Origin of the sequence: Roseibaca calidilacus (genome assembly GCF_001517585.1) — a bacterium.
Lineage (GTDB): Bacteria > Pseudomonadota > Alphaproteobacteria > Rhodobacterales > Rhodobacteraceae > Roseinatronobacter > Roseinatronobacter calidilacus.
Genome location: NZ_FBYC01000001.1, coordinates 7,275 through 33,442, shown reverse-complemented (window position 1 = coordinate 33,442; position 26,168 = coordinate 7,275). Strand labels below are relative to the sequence as shown.

General features: G+C 61.5%; 1 protein-coding gene (only partly in view). It reads right to left on the bottom strand.

Annotation, left to right across the window (positions count from 1 at the left end):
* Nucleotides 1-26,168: the 5' portion of a DUF4347 domain-containing protein gene (locus AWT76_RS00045; protein WP_082700027.1), read on the bottom strand. 17,809 nt of this gene lie to the left of the window's left edge; only the first 26,168 of its 43,977 coding nucleotides appear in the window; it begins with the start codon at nt 26,166-26,168; its stop codon lies beyond the left edge, outside the window.

Here is a 26,168-nt window from a genome sequence, read left to right as displayed (position 1 = left end):
GCGCCCGCGATGTCACCGTAGATGATGTCATTGCCCGCACCACCGTACAGCGTGTCGGCACCAGGGCCACCGATCAGCTCGTCATCGCCCGAGCCGCCGAAGAAGGTGACCGGGCTGTCGCCCAGTTGCACGAGCCGGTCGTTGCCCGAGCCGCCGTCGAAGATGATCTCGGCATCGGCATAGGAAATCAGAACGTCACGCCCGGCACCGCCCCGCACCGTCGCCTTGCGGGTGAAGGTGTCGGCGATGATGATCTCATCATTGCCAGCGCCTCCGTTGATGACAACCTGCACCACGTCGTCGAAGCGTTGCAGATTGCCAGCATTGTCCACCATGACCCGACCGTCCTGGGTTTCGTGGATGGTGATCCGGTCCCCGCGGTCGGAGGTGTGCACATAAAGCGTGCCGTTGTTGACATAGCCCAGCGGCTGCAACTGGAAGTGCTTGTGGTAGTCGAACTTCCACAACACCACATCGACCAGCGTCGCCTTCTTTGAGAAGATCGTGACGGTCACGAAAAGAAGCTTCAGCTTGATCTCGACGAAAGCCCAGACCTTTGCCCGCACCTCGGCGCTGACGTCGAACAGGCCCAGCGGATCGCGCTGGATGATATAGGCCAGTTCGTCGATATAAACCTTGCCGTCATAGGTTCCTTCGCGGCTGGCGACATCGTTCATGTCGAAATTCACGGTGGCAAAGATGCCGCCCGCGATTCCGGCCTTGACCGACATGATGATGAAATCGCCACCGATCTGAGCCGAGGCCGTGACGTCGAACTTGATCTGAAGCTCGATCCGTTCGGACCCGTCATCGTTCCAGTCACGAACATGCAGACCGAAGAACAGGTATTCGGGGTTGTTCCAGCCGCTGTCGCGGAAGAGGTTCAGCCCGCGGCTGTCGAAGCCGAAGCTCAGGTTGACCTTGGCATAGATCCCTGCCGCGAAGGTGGCCGACAGGAACGGCGCCCAGATCCAGATGTCGGTGGAGACGCGCCCCTCGACATAGAGTTCGGGCAGGTCGAAGACGACAAGGTCCACGTTGCTTGCGCCCGTGAACAGGCCGATGGCTGTTGCCGGATCATTGAGGATCGGGAAACGAAGACCGTCGAGGGCTTTTGACTTGGACAGGAAGCCCTTGGATTTCGCCGAGGCCTTCTTGCTGCTGGTATCCGAGGACGGCAGGCCCGAGTTTCCGGATGCCTTTTTGCCAGATCCAGCTTGCGAGATCGGGTCGATCTGCTTGTTGCCGCTTTCCTTCTTGACGGCGTCATAATCGTATTTCTGCGCTTTCCTTGCGTCGCGATTGCCACCGGAAATCTGGTAATCCCCGAAGCGGATCATCACGCCATTCGCATCGTCCGGGTTGGGCAAGGCGTTGATCAGGTCGATGATGCCTTTGACGACCTTGAAGAACAGGACATACTTGGCTGTTTTGGCGCCGCCGAACTGTTCGACAAGATTGAGCAGAGAGGTCGGACCACCCATCAAGGTCGAAACGACTGGCAACGGATCGGTAATCGGATCGAGGGCTTCGCTAACCGGCCCGGTGATCTTCTTCACCTCTTTCAGGATCGGACCCGCGAATTCCGAAATGAACGAACCCAGATCCAGCCGCATATCGGCCAGCACCACGTTGGGCGTTCCGCCAAAAGCGCTTTGCTTGACCCCGGTGGTCAGGTTGATGTCGGCAAAGACCTGCGAATAGTGGAAATCGGTCAGGAACCGCGGGAACTGCGTTGAACCGCCGAAAGACCCCACAAGCGCAAGGCTGACCTGCGCGCGGGCAGTGAACTGCGCGTCGACCACATCGCGGAATTTCACGCCGCGCAATTCTTTCATCAGGGACAGGCGCCCATCGTCGAGCCGCCCTTTCGATCCCGCGTTGGGATCCTTCAGATCAACGGTCAGGGCCGCGGACAGCTCTTTGTGGCCATCCTTGAGCATGTTGGACACGTTGAAATCGAGGAACCCGAGCGAGGCACGCAGGGACGCATCGTCGTTCAGATCGGCATAAGCCTCAAGAACAAGCTCGTTCTCGCGGGCGGTGTCGATGTAAAAATCAAGCTCGCCATCGATGAAACTGACACCAAAGCCCAGATACATGTCATAGGACATGCCCATGGCGATCGTAGCGTCCGACCCGAAGGACAGTGGCAAACCGGGCACTGCGGCACTGACATCTAGATCGACGCGGATCGGATCGAAGATATCACCCATCGCACGGATGCCGATCTGGAGATCGTCGAAATTCTCCGAAAGCGTCACATCCACATCGTCATAAGTAACGATGGCCGAACCGTCGGCCGCAACGAAATCGATCCGGCCACCTGTGGCGTCTTCGATCGTCTCGAACAGGTCGAATAGCGCGTATTGCAGCAGGTCGACGGTGGTGAATTCGCCATCGCGCTTGGATTTCTCGCTGCGGATCAGGTTTTGCAGATCGCCCAATGCGTCATCGACGGGATCAACAAGAGTCGAGCCGACGAAAGACGCCCCGCGGCGCAAGCTGTCGCCGATGAAGGGCAGGTCCATCTTGAACAGCGGTGCCTGCCGGATCGTCTTGTCCAGCGCATCCAGAATGCCGCGCAACCCGTCCACGAGCAGCAGCGGATCTTGGATGAACATTCCTAGCCCAAGCTGTGGCATGGGGTTCGGGACGTAATAGTATAGCCGGTCCTTGGCGATCAGGTCGAGGCCCGCGCCCGGATCGCTGTTCAGGTCGTAGCCGATGAAGATCGCGTTGCGACCGAACTTCGCGCCGTCGTCGCTGATCCAGTCGGACAGTTCGCCAAAGCCGTCATCCGCGTCGGACACATAGGTCGCGTAGCGATCTTCTTCATCCGAGAGGAAGTCGGTGTCGACAACGCTCGCCGAGCCTGTGAGCGCCGCCCCCACAGGGAAATAGACCGGCAGGATCAGCGCCGCACGCCCGGAGCTGGACGCGGCAAGCTGGAAGTGTCCGTCCTCGCCAATATCGGTTGTCGTGGCATAGGTGATCCGCGCCATGTCCGAGAACGCATCGTCGAAGCCGCCTGCGCCGTTCCGCTCGACCGCGCCATCGCCATCGATCGCAAAGGATGCGGACTGGATCCCCGCCGAGATCCGGCCACCGGGCACAAAGGTCAACCCGGCCGAAAGCGTGGCCTCGTCCACATGGGCCCGCGTCGACATGCCTACATAGACGCCCGAACCCTGCTTGAGCGTGGTATCGATATCCGGAGAGGCGATTGTGCCGCCGATCAACAGCCCGAAAGAGCCCGTCAACCCGGCGTCGAAGCCGAATTCGAGCGTGATCGGATCCATCTCGAGGTCGATATCGACCCCAAGCGCCCGCAGCGCGTTCAATTCGTTGCGCGGCAGATAATCAGAGGGCCGCAGCGTACGGGTGAAGCTGGTAGGAATCTTGACGTCATAGAGACGCAGCAGCTCGAAAATGCTGATCTCCAGATCAACCACCAACTCCTTGGCGACCGTCGTACCGGTGGAATCCTTGCCAAAGACAAAGCGCGGATCGAAGGTGACGCCGTCATGACTGGTCGTGCCGACAGGACGCTTCAGTAGACGTTCGTAGAACATCTCGACCAGGGTGGCGGCAGAGGCCTGTTTGGCATCACCGGTTGTATCGGCAATCAGGCCATCGAGTATGCCCTTGATGTCATCCAGCGTATCACCCAGATCATCGTCGATCCCCATCAGTTCGGCCAGCGTTTCACCGACGAAGGGCACGTCGAACCCGGTCAGCGCGGTATCGATCCCGTCGACCAAATCCTTCAGGCGCTGGAACAGCGTAGAAAAGGACAATTCCTGGTTCGCGATATTGGCCAGGGTCTGCAGCAGGGCCGCATCGAAGCCGAAATCTTTCGCGAACTTATAGCCCAAGGCCAGCAAGGCATCGCCACGCAACTGGCCGAAAGTCACCGGTTGCGTCTGTAGGTCGGGTGCGTCGTCCTGCGGAACTACCGTGATAACACCGTTGTCGATCGACGTAACTTTGTAACGCTTGGAGCCCTGCTTCAAGACCTTGTCGACGGCGATCTTTTCACTCGATACACCCACAAGCGTAAATGTATTCGCGACTAGCGGATCGACTGGCTCGATCTCGATGTTCACGCTTTCTGATCCGGCCGTTTCGGTTCGTTCGACATCGATCTCTGCGATGACGGACGGACGACCAAGGTAACTGGCAATGAACAGATCATTTGCAGGATCGATGGATCCGTTCTTTTCGATCAGCACCGAGGGATCGAGCGAGATGTTGAAATCGACGATCTTGGCGTCAAACGAGCCGAGGGTTTCCCCAGCGTCCACGGTGCCAACGATCGGCACGATGACATTCAACCGTTTATCTGATGTCACGGCCGGTTTGATATCAGATTCAACCGAGTCGTTCGACAGGTAGAGCTTGCGCTCACCTTCGTTCCCATTGTTGCCGAATGTCAGCCCGAGGAAGGATTTCCTTGTATCTTGTTCGGTCGGTTCTCTGTCTTTCTCGACCATCTCCAGCTTTAGCCCGGCATCCGACGAGGTGGAGACAGACACACCAACGCCGCCGACATCGAATGCCGCCGTCATCTCGGCATGGTCGGTCTCGATCCCCAGATCGAAGTCCAGCCCGGAGTCCTCTCCGATAAAGGCGCGCGGAGCGCGCACATCGCTCAGGTCGAGGCCAAGATTGAGCTTCAGGGTCGCCCCGACAGAGAGCTTTCCAGCAAACGTCCCTTCAAGGTCGAAGAGCTTGTCGAGCGTGTCTGCCAGGGCCGGATCGATCCCGTTGATCTCGCCCACTAGCGAGGCGATGTCGATGCTCTGGTCGATCGCCACATCCGCGCCCTTGCGGATGTCGATGCCGAACACCAGGTCGTTACGCTCACCGTCCCCGTCCGGATCGTCGAAATCGACGCGTTTCACCGTGACACGCTTGGCGTTCGGGTCTTTAAGATCGCCCGGCTCGAACCCGAGTTTGGCGAATTCACGATCAAGGATCGTCTGCAATTCCAGCAGGTTGTCATCAAGCCCGGTGACAGCCGAATTGATCACGCGGAAGACCGGAATGATCCCGAGCTCTTCGTCAATCGAGAAGTTCAAGAGCGGAAGCTGCGCGGTCAGGATGCGGTTCGATATCCCCTCGGGCGAGATCACGTCATCGGTCACGGTCTCGATCAACTCGATCAGCGCGCTCAGCGACGAGCCGATGTCGAGGTTCCCGAACAACTTGGTGAAATTCAGATCGGGCAGCTCGAAGTTGAAATCGGGCAAGGACGGGAAGCTACCTAGCCCCGGCAGATCGGGCAGCGGCGGCAAGGACGGCAGCGACGGCGCGGAGAGGCTGGGGAAATCGGGCAGGCTGGGCAGCGTGATGCCAGACAGCGACGGGAGCGTCAGGCCGGGAAGACCGGGCAAAAGGCCGCCAATACCGAAATTCAGCGACGGCAGGGCAAAATCAAAACCGAGGGACAGGGGCGGCAGCGTCGGCACGTCAATGCCGCCTATCCCGCCCGAGATTTCGAGCGGCAGGTTGGCGAAGACAGCCGCGCCAGAGAAGACGGTCGACAGACGCGGCGCGACCCCGGTGGCCGAGGAGACCGGGATATAGGTGGCGGCGATGGGGCTGTAGACGTGATTTTCCGCATCCACCAACTTGAGGATGACAAAGCGCCCGGATTTGCCCACCAGCACCGGTGCCGCGTCATTGGCAAGCGCCCCGTCGAGCGTGATCTGGCCGTTGGTCTCGTCAACGCTGGTAACGCTCACCTCGACCCCGTCCTGGAACAGGACATCGCCAGCATCGAAGTCGTCCGCCGTGACCGTTCCCGTCACGCCGACAGCATGGCTGGCAAGGTTTGTGGCGCGGTAGACGTTCGTCTTGCCATCCACGGCCTGCATCTGGATGAAGCGGCCCGATTTCACATCGAAAACCGGCATGTCGATATCGGGAATGGCGTCGTTCAGCGTAATTTCGCCAGCCGCGCTGACGCCCGACACGCTCAGATCCACACCGTTCTGACGCAGAACTTCGCCCTCGGCAAAATCCGATGCCATGACGCGGCCCGCTGTCCCTTCCACGGGCGGTGCCACAGCGCGCAGCGCAAAACTCAGCGGGGTCTGCTCCAGTGTAGCGCCCTGAAGCGCGGTCCCAGCGGCAAGGGAAGGCGGCGTTCCGGTAACCGCATAAGCGTTGCCCGCCGCGATCGGGTTGGCCGCGGATTTGACCAAGAGCGTCCGCTTGGAGACGGAGAAGACGATATCCTCGGCATCGACGAGCACACCGTTCAGCGTCAACCGGTCATCAACCGCGGCCTGATCGGCGATCTCGTCCAGCTTATCCGCAGCGACATTCGAGGCCAGCAGATAAGTAACGCCCTTTTCACTGACGGTTACCTGCGCGACGCCGACACTTGTATCCACGCCGTCAAGCATGACGGACAATTCCGGCGCCTCGCCGCTATAGGCAACGTCATGGGTGACCGCGTCATCCTTCAGCCACAGGACATCGACCTGCCCCGAGGCGACATCGACCTTCAGCACGCGCATGTGCATCGTGGTGCCGCCTGACGTGGCGGTCAGGATCTGGCCCAGCCGAAGGCCACGCAGGGCGGTGTTGTTATCTGAGATCTGGGCGGCCGTGCCAAGGGCATTGCCCGTCTGGACCAAAGTCAGCCGGATCGTGTCGCTGTCGTGCACAAGCCGCGCATCGGACACATCGAAATCGGGAGTCGTAAAGCTGGTGCCTTGGGTGACGCCCGCATTCAGCGGCAGATCGATCCGGATGCCACTGCCTTGTGCCACGGGGCGCAACTCGCCGATGAAGGTCACGGTCAGTCTGTTCGCGGCACGGTCAAGGTCGGTGACGACCGCATCCAAACCGGCGATGCGCACCCCGGTGCCAGTCTGGATGGCGTCGGGAATGTCGCCGCTGATCTCCAGCACCGCCTGCCCGCTGCCCGCGTCAAAGGCCAGGCCCTGAACGGTCAGCCCCGCGGCCAATACCGCAGCCCCCTTCAGGTTCATCGACGAGCCGTCCGACAGGCGTAGAATGGCGGAACCTTGCGCCACTGGCGTGGCCGTTCCGGTGAACTCGATGATCAGCGCATCGGTATTGAACGACACGACCTTTGCTTCGCGGCCTGCGATGGTGATTGCGTCATCGTCAACAACGCCGCTGACCGTGTCGCTCATCGTGAGGGTCACCTGTCCGGTGTCCGTGTCCAATTGCGCGGATTGCACCGTAAGACCGCCACCGATGGCCGCGCGATTCTTCAGAACCTTGGACCCTTCAAGGTAGAAGGACGTCCCGTCGGACATGCGGATGATACTGTCGGCCGTCAGCGCGCTGTTGAGGACGCCGCTGCCGAAACCCTCAAAGCCCCTGCTACCATCTGCCACGTAGCTCGGCGCGTCCGAGACCCACAGGTCGAAGACGAAATCGCTGCCAATTTTATGGATGCGGTTGCCGAAACTTGCGTCGGTGACCTTATACTCGACCAGCGCATTGCTGGTGTCGTCAACGCTCGGCACACCCGACAGGCGCTTGAGCAAGAGCGTGCCTTTATCCGTTTCGGCATCGTTTTGGAAAGCCAGCACTCGGAAGAGCGCCGTGCCCTGCGTCAGGGTTTTTCCAACCAGCGCCTCAAGATCCTCGCTGCCACCGGTCGTGTCGATGTCGCGCACCGACATGGTGCCCGCATCAAGCGAGATCTTGGCGGTTTCGCCCAGGCTCACCGTGCCCTCGGCAAAGCCGAAATCGATGGTGCTGGAACCGACCGGCTTGAGGTCGAATTTCGTCAGCTCGACGCCGAAACCGCTGCCATCGCCCACCAGAACCTGGAAATTGGGCTCGCTTGTTACCGGCGCATTCGGATCGATCCCGAAGAGCAGGTCGAAGGCGAATTGTGCGTTTGCCGCGACGGTCGCCTCGGCACCGCCGGCAAAGCTCAACGGCCCCAGGTCGACACCCAGCGTCGCCTCGAGATCGCTGTCATGCACGTCGATCCGGACAGACTCCGACAGGGTCATGCCGGTGATCGAGATCGCAGCCTTCATCTTGGTCGGGCCACTCTGGCCCGCCTCGGTCACGGGCGTGAAGGCCACGGATACCGTGGCGCCAAAGGGTACAAGCGCCTCGGTCAGCGCCACCTCGATCCGGTCGAGCGACTGTGCGCCCGACGATTTCAGATCTGCAATCAGCTGCCGGACACCATCGAGCCCCAGAAGCTCGCCCAAGGATTTGCCGACAAAGGGAATGGGCTGATCGATCAGACCTGCCTGACCGTCTTCTCCAAAGAGCACGTCAATGGCGGTCGTGATCCCACCGATCACATCGGCGTAGGAGAGTTTCGACAGATCACCCAGCTGATTGGCGGACGGCAGGGCGTCGAGCGCATCGTTGAATTTTTCCTGCAGGAACTCGACAAGCGTCGTCGGCACGCGCAATTCGGGCGCCGAGAAACTCGCCCCATCCAGCCCGGCACGGCCCGACAGGATGCCAACCGCGTCTGTGCCCGAGCCGACACTCGCGACCACGGGCAGGAAGACGCCGAAGCTGGCGCTCATGTCCGCGACATAGCGGATGTCGTCGGCCACCGCGCGCAGGGCATCGGTGGTGGCAAAACCAACGTCGCCGAGACGCTGCACCAGAACAGTGGTGATCGTGTTTTGACCGGTCCCGCTGGTCACGGCGTCAAGGACGATACCCCGTGCGCCGGATTTCGCATCCTCGATCGCAAGGCCCGCGCCAAGTGTGTGCTCACCCTCCAGAGTGAGAAGATTGACATTGCTCGACGAGAAGGCCGTGGGTGCCGCAAAGCCGTTCGTCGGAGCCGCAAGCGCGGTCAGGTCGCGCTTCGATAGCCCGGTGATCGTGAAGGCCGTGGCGTCGCCCGTGAGGATCGTAGACAGGTCCGCGAAGGGAACGCTGAGGATCTCGATCTCGTCCCCGGAGCCGACGAGGTAGCGCAGGCCCGCCGTGGTTTCGATCAGTTCGTCGGTGGTAATACCGCGGGTTGTGAAGCTGGCCACCACCGTGGACAGGTCGACAGCAACCGAAACGCGCGGGTCGCTTTCCCCGGTGGTCTCGCGTACAAGGTGTAAGTCAAGACCGCTCGCAAGCCCGGCAAGCAAGGTGTCGATCTGGGCCGGGGTCAGATCGAAGGTCTGGCCGCCGGATATGTAGGCCGTAAGCGGCGGTTCCGTCACGGGGTCGGGCGTATTGTCCACCATGACCAACGCCCAATCTCCGGTGGGATCGTCATTCACGACAGTCAGCGTCAGCTGCAGCCAATCGGACCCGCCGACCACATCCGCAGCGGTGCCAAGCACATGATAGCTGACGTTGCTGCGCGTCGGCTGGAACTGTGCGGCATTGCCATCGAGCAGAAGGCCGGTATCCGTCCCCGCCCCGACGGCCGACCCCTGCAGGCTGCCGCCCGCGATCCGGGTCAGGATGTTCGAGGACACGAGCGAATTGACCGCCCCCGTGGTCGGATCGGCGGTGATCTCCAGCACCCGCAGCCCATCACCCGTCAGCGCGGAGGTGTCGCCCGTCGCAAAGACCTGTGGCTTTGCAGGTTTGACCGCCGTTACCGTCAGGTCGCCTGCAAACAGCGGCAAGCGGGCATAGCCCGTATCCGACCCGAAGCTCAGCGTCGAAGGCGAAGCCACGGTCGACAGGCCATCCACGGCGCGCAGAACGGCAGAGCCGTTTGTCGTATCGACAGACAAGACGATGAAATCGTTCGTGCCATCGCTCAGGCGCAGGGCCTCGCCATCAGCGACGACCTGTGTTGTCCAATCCCCCAAAGGCGCGCCGCTGTCGGCAAAGAAGACACGCTGCGCCGCCAGCCCGCCCTCCGATGTCGGTTCGGTGCGCGCCACATCCAGCGCTATGGGGCGCAGAAGCCCCGTGGGGACGTCGGTCGGGGCGCTGCCCGTAGACTTGGCCCATTGTGCAACCAGTTCGCCGCCCAACCCGTCGCCGTCAATCGCGACAAGGCGATAGGCCCGCCCGTCCGCATCCAAGAAGACCTTGTTCAGATCCGCCGCGGTGAAGGCCGCGGCATCATCTGCCAGGCGCACATCGAACGTGCTGCCAGACGGGATGACATGATCGGTGTCTAGCGCACGCGATACCGGCGCGGTCGCGGCCGAGACACCGACAGAAAGACCCGCCTGATCGGCCAAGATCTCGGGCGCAGCGCGAAGCCCGCCAAGCAGGTCCGAGATTGCCGCAACCTTGAGAGTTTCGGCCGTATTGACCGTTGCCGAGCCATTAAGCGGGATCAGATCGATGGTGTTCGCCACCGGATCGAAACCCCGGATCTCGAACCAGTCGGCACCATTCTTGATCAGGCGCAGCGTCTCGAGCCATGGGCCGACCGGCGCGCCGGTGACAGTCACACGCTGGACGCTGCCTTTGAAGCCAAGGTCGACGGTCGACGGAGCCGGCGACGTAGCCACATCAAAGACCGGCGTATGAAGCGCGCCGCCTGCCACGGGGGCTGCCGCATGCCCCACGGGGGTGATCCATGCAGAGCCGCTTTCGTAGCGGTCCACCCGGAACCAGCGTCCTTGATCATCGAGCAGATAGCCACCCACTGCGCTTGTCAGCGGATCGCCGTCAAAGGTGATCTGATACCGCGTGCTCAGATCGGGTTGCTGGGCAGACTTGGGCACGCCCGTGATGGTGACACTTTCTGCCTCCGGCCCGGCCAATTGCCCCAACGCCCCCATGGTGGCGTTGGTGCCGTCCTCAAAACTGACGACCCGGTCGAAGCTGATGCTGCTATTCTCATCCGAGGCTCCGAACCCACCTGCAACGGTGCTGGCGGTCAGGACCACATCTTTGGGATTGGCGACGTCGCGCGTCATGTCGGCGGCGGTGACATCGCCCGTCCAGATGCGGGTGCTGCCATCATAGACTGTGATCCGGTCATCCGGGCCAAGGATGCGCGTGATGTCGAGCCCGGTCTGCGCCACCGAGGTTTCGATCAGCTGAACCTGGTTCTGTGGCGCAGAGGCCGACATGATGTCGAACCAATTGCCCGAAGAATCGACCGCGCCCGTTGCGGAATTCACCTTGGCCAGTTTGCGATCTGCATCGAAGACATTGATCGTGCCGCCCGTGATGCTGCCAGACGGCGCGAAAAGGGTCAGGACGCCGGTTGTGTGATCCCAGCCTGTTACGATCCCGAATTGTGCGCCCGTAGCAGAGTAAGCAGCGCCCGTGGCGGTCGTCACGATATCGCCGGTCCGGAAGGTGGTCGCGGTCAGGTTGGTGCCACGCTTTAGCGTGACGGTCTGCGTCTGCGCACCCGCGTCCGAGGACAGCCACATCGTGCCGCCTGCCAGCATGAGGCTTGGATCGAAGCTATTGCCACCACCCTGCAGCGCGGCCAGCATGGTCTTTGCGCCGTCGCTCAGTTTGATCTCTTCAACCTGCTTCTGCGCCAAGCGCAGACCAGCCCCGACCGACAGGCCGGAACTGTCGAGCAGGCGCAATTCCACCGGCGTCAGGCCGCTGCCCACCAGCTGCAAATCAAGGTTCAGCCGGGCCGCGCCGTCGACGCGCAGGCCCATCAGGAACCCGTCAAGCGCGCTGCCCGAGATCGGCCCCAAATCGCCAAAATCGCCAAGCGTGATGTCGACGTCCTTCTCCGCGCGAAAGATCCGGGCGAAATTGACATTCACATCCACGAACCAGCGCCCGGGGATGGCAGCACTTTCGCGATAGGCGAGCTTCAGGAACCCAGCCGGAAGATCGGCCGAGGCGGCGACATCGTCCAGCCAGTCTTGCAGGTCCAGATCACTCGTAGATGGCAGTGTGTCCAGCACCTTTTCCAGAAGCGTCGAAAGTCCTGTCAACTCGTCCAGCGATTGACCAACGAAGGGGATATCGGCGTTCAGCACCGAGGTGCCAGCGCCCTGTCCCTTGAGCAGCGCCTCGATCCCGGTGCGCAGATGGCCGACCAGTTCGGCGGGCGTCAACGTGTTGAGCCGCTCCAGCGCTTCCGAAACGGCGGTGGCACGCGCATCGAAGTTGAAGCTCGGGCCATCCGCGAAAAGGCCGGACAGTTCTGCATCCGTGGCCCCCTTGAGCAGGGTGAACAGATCGTCGATGCCGTTCGCACCCTCCAGCGCAAGCTGGGCAAACGCGGGCAGTTCCACAGTGCTTCTCAGGCGGCCGAGATCAAGGCCCACAAGATCAGCGCGCGCGGTCATGTCCACGCTCAGCGCCGCATCCAGCGTCGGCCGGATGGCCGAGGCGTCAAAGACAGGCGCAGTGCCCTTGACGACGCTCAGACCGTCCAGAAGCGTCGCCACGGCAGTGGCGTCGCCTGCCCCAAGCACCGCCTGAATCGCCGGATCGTTGGAGTCTAGAACCAGCGTCAGGATATCGCCACCCGAAGCGGTCTCCACGTCGATCACGCGCGCGCTGACCTTGCCGGCCCCGAAGGTCAGGCTGGCCTGTTCCAGATCGTCAGCCTTCGCAATTTCGGTGAAGTCGCCATCGGCAGAGGCAAGCTTGACCTTGTAGATGAAGCCGACCTTGTCATAGGTCCGCACTTCGGGCGCGTCGACAAGGCTGGCCAGAGGCGCAAGCCCATGCACCACAACATTGCTGCCCCAGTCATGGGCTAGGATATCGGAAGGCAACACCACGCTGATCGACGTACTATTCAGATCGTCGGGCAGGACCAGCATCAAAGGCAATCGCAACACGCCGCCGGAGCCATCGGAGATTTCCAGCAGGACATGGGACATCCCGTCGAACCAAGCCGCCTTGGGCTGGTTTTCGGACACCGTTTCGAAGGTCAGCGTGGCCAGATTGCCGCTACGGACTGTCGAGGCCACCGCATATTCCGCACCGCTGACAACCCGCTGCAGCGTGTCCCCCTCGGAAAGCGAGGATGTCGCAGTGCCGGGCACGCCGGTTTCCTGAACAAGGAATTGCGTCGCTCCCGAGACGACGATGCCGACCTGAGTGCGGCCCAGCGCCTCGTAATCCGCATCCGCAGCATCGGGGTCGTTGGAAATCTCGTCTGCGCGCGTGATGTTGACCAGCTGCGCCGATCCGCCCGGCACTGCGACACTGTCCAGCGTCAGGCGCGCAAGATGGGTATCGGCAGGCGCAGTCGTGATCCGCTCGACGGTCGCAACCTCAGCGGAATTCGCCGCCGCGCTGTAGCCCGGGGCACCGATCACGAAGAAGCGTGGGCCATCTACGTCTGCCCCTTGCTCTGTCAGGGCAAAGCTGAGCGAGGCAGGAGCATCGCCTGCCTTGTTCGTCAGGCCGATGAACCCGTCCTCTATTCCGCCTGCAACACTTATCTCGTCGGCGGTGCCTGCATTGACGGTAAAGCCAAGCGCGACGTCCACATCCGTGGCCTCGATCCCGAAGGAGAGGCCCAGTTCCGACGAGGTGTCGATATAGAGGAACGGCGTGAGCAGGCCGGTGTCCGCCTCCAGCGAGCCGAGGTTGTCGAGCGATGCATCCTCGCGCAGGGCACCACCGAAGACGAGCTTTCCGCTGGCCGCCACCGATGCGCCGACCTTTGCGGAAACCTCGGAGGTCATGCCGGGCACGTCCGCAAGCCCGAGCGCCTGCAACAGATCGAGCGAGAGCGCGCTTTCGGTCGCCACGGCATTGTCAAAGTTGAGCGATATCTCAAGCGCCCGGTGCGGCACGCCGCTGGTCCAGACATTGCCCGGTAGGGTCGAGAAGCTGATCCCGAAGACAGGCGGCGTATCCCAGCCGACAACGCCAACAAGCGCCTTGTTTACCTCCGCCTCAAGCAGCAGAAGCGTATTCTGCATTGCCGTGTCGGGATCATCCTGCGCTGTCAGCGCGTCCCGCACCACCTTGAAGACCTGATGCAACGGCAAGAGGTCATTCAGGCTTTGCCCGACAAAGGGGAGTTCCGCCGTGATGTCCGATCCGGTAGGTGCCGTTGCGGTGTAGGCAACCCCGAAGACCCATTCATAGGCCTGATCGACCATCGCGATGATGTTGTCGATGCTGAATGTGGCGAAGTCGTCGAGCTGCGGCATCAGCAGGCTGCGCAGGCTGACGCCATCGGGGAATTGCGGGAAGTCCATCGCGACCTTGGGCAGCGTGACCCCGTTGTCGATATCAACCTGATCGATGTTCAGGCCGCCCTGGATGCGCGTCTGGGCAAATTCAGGGATGGCCTGAAGGCTTTCGCCAAAGGCCCGCGACAGCGCCAGCCCCATGCCGAACCCGCCTTGCACGACAGGTGCCGCGGTTCCGCTAGTGGTGTCGATCGCGAAATCAAGCTGCGCGCCCTTGCTACGCAACTGATCCGCCAGCGGCTTTGCGGCATCCGTGCGTGTATTCTCGGCCAGACCGAAGACGAAGGTCGAGTTTTCCGCCACAAGACCGAATCGGCCAAGGCTGCCCGCGTCAATGGCAAAGGAGATATCCGTCGGCCCCAGATCGGCCAGCGCGCGCACCGACAGCGGTGTGACGGTTTCAGCGTTCACCGCCGCATAAGCGCCCGTGTCCAGATCCTGTTCAACAAACCGCAGGGTGCCGTCGGCCAGAAACTCGACCGCGGTTTTCAGATCGACCGAGAGCGCATAGCGCAGCGTGCTGCCGTCCAGCGCAGTGATGCTCAGAAGGCTCGGGTCCAGTCCAAGCTTTTCTGCGAGCCCGCTGGGATCCGTGACCCCAAAGGCGCCAAGATCGAAGCCTAGGTCGATCTCACCCTCGATCACCCGGCTGCCCTGCAGGTCGAGAATGACCGAGCTTGTCCGGTCCTCTTCCGTTGCATCCGTTTCCGTCCCGGCCATCACCGCGACGCGCAGCTCATCGGGAGCAAAGCGCAGCGGATTGTCCGCACCGGTCAGCGCACTGTGGATGATCGACGCCGCATAGTCGAGGCTGTCCTCACCCGCATCGCGCAATGCCTGCTGGGCCAGACGCAGCGACGCCTTAAGGCCCGTGATCTCGTCAAGCGTTTGGCCGACGCCCGGAATGGTCAGGTCGATCAGGCCAGTCCCGCTGTCCAGATCCCCAAGCATCGTTTCGACGAACGTTTCGAACCCGGTCGCGAAACTGTCGATCGTGGCCCATTGCGCGGTCAGCGGAGAGGCATTGGTAAGTTGGGCGCGCATCGCCGCGATAAGGTCGTCCGAGGCAAAGCCGATCCGCGGTGCGGTCAACTGCCCGTCCTTCAGTGTGGCCGACAGCGTGGCGGTGCCAAGGTCCAGCGTCGTCGTTGTAGCGACGCCGGGGAAGTCGATGGCCGCCTGCACATCTAGCGCAGTATTCGAATGGTAAGCGATGGCTGACACAGGTTTCAGGCGCGAAGGCTCAAAGGCAGGCACGATCCCTTCGAAATCGGGCAAACCATCGTCCATCTTGAGCCGGATCGCCGCGCGGCCCAGGGTCAGCGGTTGGGGCGTGACGCCGCTGTCAAGCCCGGAGCCGACCGTGACCCGCACCGATGTTGCCCCAACAAGCGAGGTCTGGAAATCCAGCAGCAACCCGTCATTGTTGGCCCCCGGCACCAGATCGAGCGAGATGTCTGCGCCCGCGCGGGTGCCGAATTCGTCCACCATCTCGAGCGGCAGGATGCCGACACCATGCACGAAGCCTGCAGTGGCCTTGATCGCGGTGTCGTCCCGCACCAACCTGTCAGTGGCGTTGATCGTGCCGCCGGTAACCTGAACCGCGATGCGACCGTCCGCAATCTCGGTGACCACTCCAGTGCCGGTCGGATTGTCCTGATTCGTGTCCTGGGCGTCGTAGACTTCGAAGGTCTGACCCACCCACGCATCGTCACTGCCATCTGACGACCCGGACCAATCCAGCACGTAAAGCCGCTTGACGTCAAGAAGCTGGGTTCTGTCATCCAGCACGATCGTGCTGCCGGCCGGAACGGTACCCGAGCGCACCATGAGGCCAAGACCATCCTCGCCTGCCCCGGCCACAACGCCGCGCGCGACAACGGCACCGCCGCCATCCAGAACCGCAAATTCCTTGCCAACATAGGCACTGGCCGCGGTGGCATCGAAATTGTCGTAGAGCACCTGCATCGACCGCAGGTCGATATCGAACCGGAAGGCCGCCAGAACTGGATCGGGGGCGGCTTCCCAGGTCACGGCAAATTCCGCCGTGTCATCGTCCTTTTGGAATTTCACACCATCCGAGCTTGCGACCTGTCGTGCATTATCAAGGAAGACATGGGTGATCTGATAGGCCGCGCTCTCATCGAAATCACGATCCCATTCGATTTCATAGACGAATTTGTCAGCATTGCTGGCGAAGTCTACCGCGACGCCGGAATCGTTCTGGAAATCTACGGACCGGATCACGCCGATCGCAAGCGTTTCGCCATTGGCATCCTGAAGGCGCAGACGCGCGGCCTCGCCCATCTCTGGCGCATTGCCCTTGAGCGCATCATTCTGGTCCGCCGATAGGATGATCGTCGCCATACGCGACTGCACCGCCCCGTTCAGGTTCAGATCAAGGTTGGCCGATGGCGGGATCTCGGGGGTGGGAATGCCGAAGAACTCGGTGAATTCCGTCAGGTTCAACGTGACCGAGGGGTCAAAATCCTTGGGCAGACGCAATTCGATGACCACGCCCAGACGGTTGGGCTCTGCAACTGACGCCGTTTGCGGGCCGGCCAGACGGACTGACAGCGGCGAGTTTTCGGGCAGCGCCTCGGCAACGATGGCGTCTAGCTGCGCAATCGAAGACGCCGGCACATTGGCAAGGACGTCGCGGATCGTATCAAGCTGTTGATCGAGGCCAATCAGATCGGCAAGGCTTTGGCCGATCAGGGGGATGTCCTGATAGAGGACCGAGATTCCCGAGGGCGCAGAGGCCCCCGACAAGAGCGCCTCGAGCGCGATATCGACGGTCCCCGCAAGATCCGTTGCCTCTGCACCCAGCTGGACCGAGGTCAAACCATTCAGCCCGCCGAACCTTAGGTCCGCGAGAGAGGAGGCGGTGTAGGTCACAGCGCCCTGCAGCGCGCTGCCCTCACCCGCAGTCACCACGGGCGGCAGTTGCGACCGCATGGCCAGTTCGACCTTCTCGCTCTGATCGTTCAGGGCGGCAACCGCTCCGTCCGTGCTGACAACAGCATCAAGGCTGCTGAAATCGAGCTGTGGCAACCGGGCCGAGGTGAAGGCGCCCACAAGCGGTGCGTAGCTCAGGCCTGCCGCTTTCAGCGTGCCCGTAAGCTCGGACAGTTTTGTCTGCAGACCGGCTGCATCGAGCGTTGCAAGCCCCGCGATGTCCGTGCGCAAGTCCACGATTTTGGTTTTCAGGGACGCCGCATCGGTCGCGGCGATCCGCGTGTCGAACACCGTGAAATCCGGGATCAGCGCATTCTGCTCGCCGCTCTCATCGGGCAGCACCTGCTTGTAATCAGCCAAGGCCTTGGCACGTGCGTCTACCGCCGCCTGCTTGAGTGCACTGATTTCGTCGACCGAGGCTTCCACCGCTGCCAGTACCGCAGAAAGCGCTGCGATATTGGCACTGGCGCGATCTTCCTTGGTGCTGCTGCTGGTGTCCTGCTCGATCTGGCGGCGCAACTGCGTCAGCGACAGAGCTTCTGCCAGCGAAGACACATAGAGCGCTGCGGCCTTTTCAAAACCGGCTTCTGCCAGCGTAATCTGGGTAAAGAGATCGCGGATCACCTCTAGATCGACATCGATGCCACGAGTGATCTCGGTCACATAAGCAAGGGTGCCAGACAGCTCGGCCGACAGCGTATTCGCCTGCGTTTTCGCCGCAGCCACCGTGCCGCTGAGATCCGCTATGAACGCGGCTTGTCCTTCCTCGCTGAAAGTGGCGGCAAGCCCATCCGCCGTCGTTGCCAGCGCCATCATCTGCGCGGCAAGAGGCGTCAGGATAGTGCGCGCTTCGGCCAGCGCGGTACGGACAGCCTGCTCGGTTCCCAAGGGGTCAGCCGCCGACAGGGCGATCTGGGCCACGGCGGTGCGAGCCTGATCCTGCGCCGCAGCAGCACGCGCCGCATAGCTATCGAGCGTTTCGAAAAGATCCTGCGCCTGTGCCAGCAAATCAAGATCGCGCTGCAAGGCCGTCAGATCAGCAACACCGTTATCCGGTGTTATCAGGTTGACTGCGTCGAGCGCATCCAGCGCGCCGCCGATCCGCGACAGGGTCGAGGCCGCATGTGCATCAAGCGTTGCAAAGGCACCGGCCACATTCGCATCACCGCCGGAGTTTTGCAGGGCCCGAAGCGCTTGGGCGACAACCGATCCTTGTCCGGTAAGGGCGGATTGCGCCGATGTGAGGTCCGCAATCAAGGCGCCGAGGGCGCTGTCCGTGCCCTGCGCGGCAGCGAGGGCTGTTTCCGCCGCTGTCACTGCAACTTGCGCCGCCGCAAGCCGGGCCGCAAGGGCGGGATTGTCACTTTCGGCAGCGGTCTCGAGTGCAAAGTCGCGCGCGGCTTGATCTTCTGCGCTATCGGTATAGACGACCGTTTTGTCAAAGCTCGGCAGCAGGGCAACGCGCTTCTTTATTTCGTCCAGCGCCGCTTCGGCGCGGGCGACGGCATCGGCCCGGCCCAATACAGCCTCGATCACCACGGTGGCTTGCGCGAGCAGATCATCGCTTGCGCTCACCTGTTTTTGCAGCACCACCATGGCAAGGTCGGTCTGCGCCTCTTGCACAGTCATCCAGTCGCCGCCTGCGGAATTGCCCGCGATGCGGAACGCCCCCTTGGAGCCGGTCACATCAAGTGCGGCATTCTGGATGATGAAGCTCAGCATCTCTTCGGCGTCGCGACCGAGATCGACATTCAGTGTCTGAGTTTTTGCGGCATCGTTCTCATCAAGGAACGCCAAGTTGATCGACTTGTCCGCATCCGTCAGTTCGGACGCCCGCTTGGCCCCCACACCTGCCTTGGCGATGGTAAAGGAAATGCCGCCATCCGCGCCGGTGGCGATGCGCGTGGACCCGTCAGGCGCGAAGGCGATGCGGATATTGGGCTCGACGTAAAGATCTGCATCACCGCGGAGCATCTCCTCGATGGTTGCCGCATCGGCGTCGGCCGTATCGGCGACGATGCCAAGCAAAACCGCCAGCTCGTCCTTGCGCAGGGCTGCGCGGGCCTCGTAGGTGAAGGCGATGGACGGGCGGTAATGCATCAACAACTCGCCCGTGCGCACATCGTAATCGAAGGTGACCGGGCTGTCTTCGGTCGTGATATCGCCATGGGCCGGCTCGAACACCTTGGACAGTTGCGCCGCGACAAAGCCGATAGTGCCTTCATCCATCCGCTCGTCGGCAAGCGTCGCGACAAGATCGTCGAAGCGCAGCGCTTGGGCGATCGAGGGCGGGGGATCGCCCAGCGGATTTGAACCCAACGCATCGATCATCACCTGCGCGATGGTCTTGCCCCCGGCAAACGGGACACCCACCTCAAGCAGGTCGCCGAAGATACCCGTGCCGGGCTCGAATGCTGTGGATAGTTCTTGAACGGCGTCGCGGATATCACCGCGGAAGGTCAGTTGATTGATCCCGCCGGGCAGTTCCGACAGCTTCTTGTCGTCGAAATTGCCCGAGATGCGCGCGCGATCCGTGGTGCCATCGGCAAAGATCGCGATACGTTCCTGCGCATCGCCGGTGGCCGGTTTGCCAACCGTCCGGATCACGTCACCCGGATCAAGTTCGGTCTCGGTGGCTTCGCCAATCTGGAAGATCTTCGCCGGACCAACATTGAAACGGAAGGACCAGACCGACTTGGCATCAAACAGTTTCTGGTTCTCATACTGAATATTGTTCAGAAGATTCACAATATTGGCAGCAGACAACGCATCGCCCGAGCGCAGGGTCACGGTATGCGTGCCCGCGTCATAGCTGACCGATGCTTCGCCCTGATCGTCATTCGGCTGCAGGATGACGGTCAGCGGCTTGTCGCTATCGGGACCGACCTCTTTATCCGTGATCTGGATGGTATTGCCGCCCGCACGCAGGAACCCGGTGCTGGCCCCCGCTGCCACCGCGTTGGCAAACACCTTGTTTTCTGTTTCCGGCGCGGTGGTGAAGATGCCCTGCACCGAAAACAGGTCATGCGCCGCCCAAAGTGCTGTATCGCTATAATCCTCGGCGGTCAGATCGACCACGCTCCGATCCGCAGAACCGATGTATTGGTAAAGGGTATCGGTGCCCACCAGCACCACATCTCCAACCCTCAGGTCGACGCTGGTCTGCGTGTTCAGATGGTCGGCCATATCCGCCAACGTGAGCGGACCGCTTCCGTTGTATTGATATAGCTGGCCGGACTGTGCCGCGCCCGGCAACAGATCGACCTTGATTTCCGGGGCGGCCCCTGCGCTGACGACATCCAGGCCAAAGACGAACTCGGCGATGCCCTCGATATCCGGCGTGATGCCGCCAGAAAAATCCTTTGCACCTTCGGCGGGACGGAACACGAAGCTTGGCGCAAATTTCAGCGTTGCCCGGTTCGAGACGTCATCAAAGGTCTTGTCGCCCACGACGATCTGCTGAGCATTGCGGAAGATGACCTCGGGGATAGGTTCGCTGGCGATGGTCGATGTCAGCCGGACATTGCCCATCACCTCTGACAGTTCGATGAAGGGCTCAAAATGCCCGCCATCGCGCTTCAGGCCAAAGTCGATATTCAGATCAAGATCCGCATAAAGACCGAATTCGAACCCGTCGATGTCCATCCGGTCGGGGTTTTCATGCAGCCGCGTAATCCCCATGGCGTTGATGTCGAAAAGCTCGGATATAAAATCCTCGCCCACGGTTTTCGAGTAGGTCACAAGATCCTGGATCTTGATGCGGTAGCGCACCTCTTCCAGCAGGCGCCCGTCCGCCGACAGCGTGTCGTCCATCTCCTGCAGGGTCGAGGCCGAAATTGAATTGCCAGTCGTCACCTCTGTCAGGTTGATCAGCTTTTCCGGCTGTAGCCCGGTGATTTCCGAAAGCTTATCGGCCAGCGCATCGACATAGACGCGCAGGTCGCTATGGATGTCCGCGCCGGTGAAATGCTTGGGCAGGGCATCCGGGGTGTAAGTGTTGAGCGCACCAAGATGCTGCGTGATCACCGCCGCAAGCCCGGTATCGAAATCGACGCTGGCTTCGGGATCCTCGATCAGGTCAATGAAACTTTTGCCATGAAGGAGTGCCATGCCCTGCGTCATGAACCCGCTCAAGCCATCGGTAGACCCGACGCTCTGACGCAGAAGCTGATCGAATTGCGACAGCGCGCCATCGCGCTGGAGCCAAACGCCCGAAAAGCGATCGGCCGCCTCGTCCAGCAGCTTCTTCATCTCCCATTCGCTGTCATTGACCAGCAACAGGCGCGGGTCATCAGCGACGATCTCATCAAAGCCCGAGGCGACGAAGCGGGGCGAGAACATGGCATCCGACACGCCGTCGCCCGCATAATCTATGGGCAGAATCATTTCGTAGGAGGCAACGGGCGGCGTCAGCCCCCCGACGGGCACGCGCGCCGTCGTTTGGTTGGAATCCTCGGGCCGATCAAGCGAACGGAAAGCGGCGACCCTGTCATTGCTGACCACAGTCTCCATCAAACGGAACCGCGCGCCCGTGTCATCGATGTAGATCTTGCCGATATCAGAAGCGACCAGCCCATGTGCGGCGTTGAAGACCAGCCTGATATCTTGATCAATAACGATGGGTTCGACATCAGGATCTATGTCGAGCCGCGCCTCGGCGTCGCTTAGAAGCGGTGACAGCCGGGGCGTCTCGGCCCCCGGCAATTCCTGCGTGCCGCTGATCAACTCGGGGCGAAAGCCCACGTTCAGCGCGAATTGCGGTGCCGGGATCTCCTGTTTGCCCAGCGTCCCCAGATCGATCGTCAGGGGCCCGCCCTGAATGCCGGACTGATCGAAAGCCAGCGCGAACTCGAAGATCTTGTCCGTCGATTCCGATGTGCCTAGCGGCTCGAACCAGGTGTCAAAGCGCAGCCGATCTTCGGACAGGACAATCTCGGCCGTGCCGGTCAAGGGTTTCGTGTAAGTATTGGCCTGCTCCAGCACATGCTGAAGGCGCATCCGCATCCGGACAGAGGCCTGCGGCGTTTCGCGGAACATCGCCCCGGACAGCATCAAGGTGCTCAGCCGCGTGAAATCGATCAGGATTTCCGGCAGGTTCAGGTCTTGGCCGATGAACTCAAGCGTGACGCCGTCCGTGGCATCGAAGGCATGGTTGGTATAAAGGCTGTTGGCAGCAAGGTCCGACAGCAGCGTTGCCAGAGAACTGTCCAGGTCCATACCGCCAAGCGCGTCATCCAGAACATTCACGAGGTAATTCTGTAGATCGTCCTGCGTCGCGGTGGCTGGTGCGTCGTTCACCAGCATCTCTGTGATGCTCTTGCCCAGAACGGGGATAACGCCCTTCAGCTCCGGCATGGCCAGAAGTGCGTTCAGGAAGCCCTGCTCGACCATCGTGTCAGCGGCGCGCATCTGGAACCAGTAGAGCGCCTCGCGGTCGGCGGCGTCGAACAGCGCGGTATGGCCGGTGTTTACGACGCGCAGCGCCCGCAAATCCTCAAGCGAAATCGAATACGCACGATCAAGCCGCTGATGTGCAAAAGTATCGGTCTCGCCTCGCGGATCGGTGAATTTCAACTCGAAGGCAAGCTTCGCCTGCTTGTCCGGATCGGTGCTATCCAGTTCCCAGCCGGTCTCCCCCAGAACAAACCCTTGGCTCAGGTCAAGCCGCAGCGTATCCATCGCAATGCGCGGATCGCCCGGCAGATCGACGTCTAGGCTGGACAGGCTGTCATCGGCCGAGATCACCTCGGCCCCAAGATCCAGCTTGATGCCGCCGGGGGCCGTCTTGTAAGTGGACGTGAAGGTCAGCGCTGCCGACAGGCGCAGATCCGCCGTGCGCTCACCGATATTCTGCAGCAGCGGAATCTCGCCCCAGACGGCGCGAACGCCGTTTTCCTCGGCGATCAAAAGCTCGTTTAGGTCCACGCTGAAGGTCGTGCCGTCATAGTCAAGCGCGAAGGGCGACGCCACTGCGGTCCCATCAAGCATAGACCGCGTGCCGGAGGCCACCAGCCCGGCAAGGGCGAAATCCGTGGACACCGCGGCAAGCGCGGCCTGCACCGCGGCCGCATCGTTGACCGAGCGCTCGGCCCATGCCCGCGCAATCGCATCGGCCAGCCCTTCCAGCAGCTCCGGCAAACGCCCGCCCGCCGCGCCGATCCCCATCAACTCGGGCAAGGAGGTCAGATCGGCAGTCTGACGCTCCAGCAGACTGCGCGGATCCTGTGCGGCGGCACCGATCCCCAAGAGGTCGCCAAACCCGTCTTCGGGGACATCCACGAAGGCCTCGCCGCTGCGCAGCACGGGCAACTGAAGCGGATCGACCGCCGCCTTGTCGCTCGCCGGAGTGACCACGCCCTTGGAGATGTCGGTCTGACCGCTGCGCAGGCTTTCGACCATCCTTTGTAGACCGAGAAGAGCGAGACCATCGCGGCCAACGGGATGATCCAGCGCCACCTGCCGCGACAAGTCTGCAAGCCAGCTGGCAATTCCCGTATCGCTGCTGCCCAGCAACACCGTGCTCAGATCGTCGATGGCGTGTAGCTGGTCGGGATCGATCGTCAAAACCGGGCTACCAGCGCCCTGCCCACCGATCGTGTAGGTATTTGAGAATTGCGCCCCAAGGATCGAGTCGCCGAAATCCAGCGGCAGCGCCATGACCCAAGCGCTGTTGTCGGGCGTCACACTGGCGTCTGTGGTCAGGGACCGGACGTAAAGTTTGGTACGATCAGGGTCGACCTGCGGGTCACGCGCAAAAAAACCTGTTCCGATTGCACCGTCATACAGGGTGGCGGTTTCGCGAATCTCGAAACCGAAGTCCACCTTCTCTCCGGACGGCAGGGTCAGCGTCAGGTCGTTGCCCGACACACTGACGGTCAGACCGGCCGCAACGGCCTGCGCTGTGAAATCAGGGTTGGCGGCCAGCGCCTCTGCCACCGTCTGTCCATCGGTATCAAGCACCGCATCATAGCTGCGGATCACATCTGCGTCGTCCACCTTGAAGGACAGCGAGAAACGCACCGGCAGCGATGCGACCGCCTGCCCCGAAGGTGTCGCGGCGGGGGGCAGCGTGATGGTCTGCGCGGTGTTATCGGTCAGGGTAGCGCTGCGGACACCGGTCTTGTTGAGGAACAGGGAAAACTCGACCGCCGCACCGCTGGTGTTCTCAAACGAGATGGTGTTGTCTGACCCGGCAATCGTCAGCCCGGAGGGTAACGCCGTCTCGGCCTCCAGCGCCGCTTTCAGGGCCTCGGCAAGAGATTTGCCGGTTGCATCGAGCAATAGGTCAAAGCTCTGGTTGCCCAGCCTGACATGGGCCGGAACAGCGACATTCGGAATATTACTCAACTGCAGAGCAGTGGTGCCGGTTGCCAGCGTCGCCGAAACCTCGGTGACGGTCCGCAGTTCCAGTTCGGTCTCTGCCGTCTGATCAATGCCACTATCATCAAAGACCTTGGTCAGCTTGATCTGGCCGCGGGCTGTCTCGAAGCCTTGGGTCAAGCCCTCCGGCAAACCCCGGAAGCTGCCGTCAAGCACCAGTTCGACGATCAGGGAATTGTCTGTCATTCCACCCAAAAGCGTCTGACTGCCTTTGAGATCGAGGGTCACCTTCATGCCCGAGAACAGCGAGAAAAGCCGTTTGACCGCCAGATCCGCGTCTGTTGCAGGAGTGGCAGGCAACTTGTTTCTCAATGCTGCCACAAGCGCGCTGTCTTGCGCCCCGGTATCAGCGCCAAAGACAACGGTTTCCGCACCGGTCGAATAAGCCGCCATCAGACGGTTCAGGGTTGCTGTGGAAATGGCGCTTTCGAAGAATGAACCGTCCCTGATGACTGACAGCACGTAAGCGCGGTCGCTATCACTGCTTGCGTCGTAATTCGCGGTTTCGCCGGAGGTATCAAAAATCGTCTCAACAAGAGACCCTTCGGCGCTTTCAAGATCATCAAGGAGGTCCGAAAGCTGGCTCGGATCTGTCTCTGTCACAATCGGGCGCAGCGCTTCGATTTCGTCGGCATCAAAGGTCAGCCCGTATTTGTTGCTCAGGTACAGACCGTCCGCCAACACATCGATGATCGCGTTGACGTGAGCGTCGCTGTCGTCGAAGGCGTCGTCAATCGAAATGAGCGCCAAGAGCGCCGCCTGCTCCGTCTCCGGCAGCGCCTTGATCTCCGCCCGAAGCGTTTTCTCGCCTGCGGCCAGCATCGCCTCTTCCAGCCAGCGCACGGCGTTCTCGACCGCGTCTGTCGCACCCAGATCTGTCAGCGGATCAACATTGGCACCTGTCTGATCGCGTGCCTGATCGCGCCATGCCTCGGCCTCGGGCACATGAAGGCCATCGAACTGTCCGCCCGTGGCGAACAGCTCGGCAAATGCCGTATCATTCGCCAAAGGTGTGCCGCTCAGGACGTCGGACAGGGTGTCAGCCGTGGACAAGGCCGCAACCGCATTGCCAAGATCCAGAGCCGCAGTTTCGATCTGCCCGAATGCAACCTCGAGATCCCAGTCACCCTCGGCCCCGGTCACATCGATTGAGGCCGCCACATCCGCGCCGGTCAACACCCCCAGACGATGCGGAAGCTCCCCTGCCGCAAGATCGCAGCCATAAAGCATCAGGTCGCTGTCGGGGCCAAGCGCGCGCGTCAGCGCCGTGACGACGGGATCATCGGTTGCAATGTCACCGCTCAAAAGCTCATTGCCGAGCTGCAGACCCTCGGCGGAGCCGTGCGAAATCCAGTGGATCGCATCATAGCGCAAGCCGCTCGACAGGGCCGCGACGATGTCATCGCGCGTTCCAACAACCGCCAGTTCCTTGCGGTCCAGTACGCCAAAGCCGATCTCGGACAGGGCAGCGGTGAGCGAGGAGAGGTCGCCAAGACTTTTATCGAGCAGGACAAGTTCGCGTGCAGCGGCGTCTTCGGCCGACTGTTCGGTCTGTTCGACCGCAGTGCGGACCGGCTCAAGCTCACGCTCGTAGAAGGCATCGATCTCGTCGCGGTTGTCCGGTGCATAGGGGACAAGATCCACCGACAGAAGGATCCGCTCCTCCAGAGGCTCAATCGAGATCCTGCGCCGGTTGGCCCCGGTCTGCCGACGTGCTTTAGCGGAGGGATCAAATGGTCTGTTCAT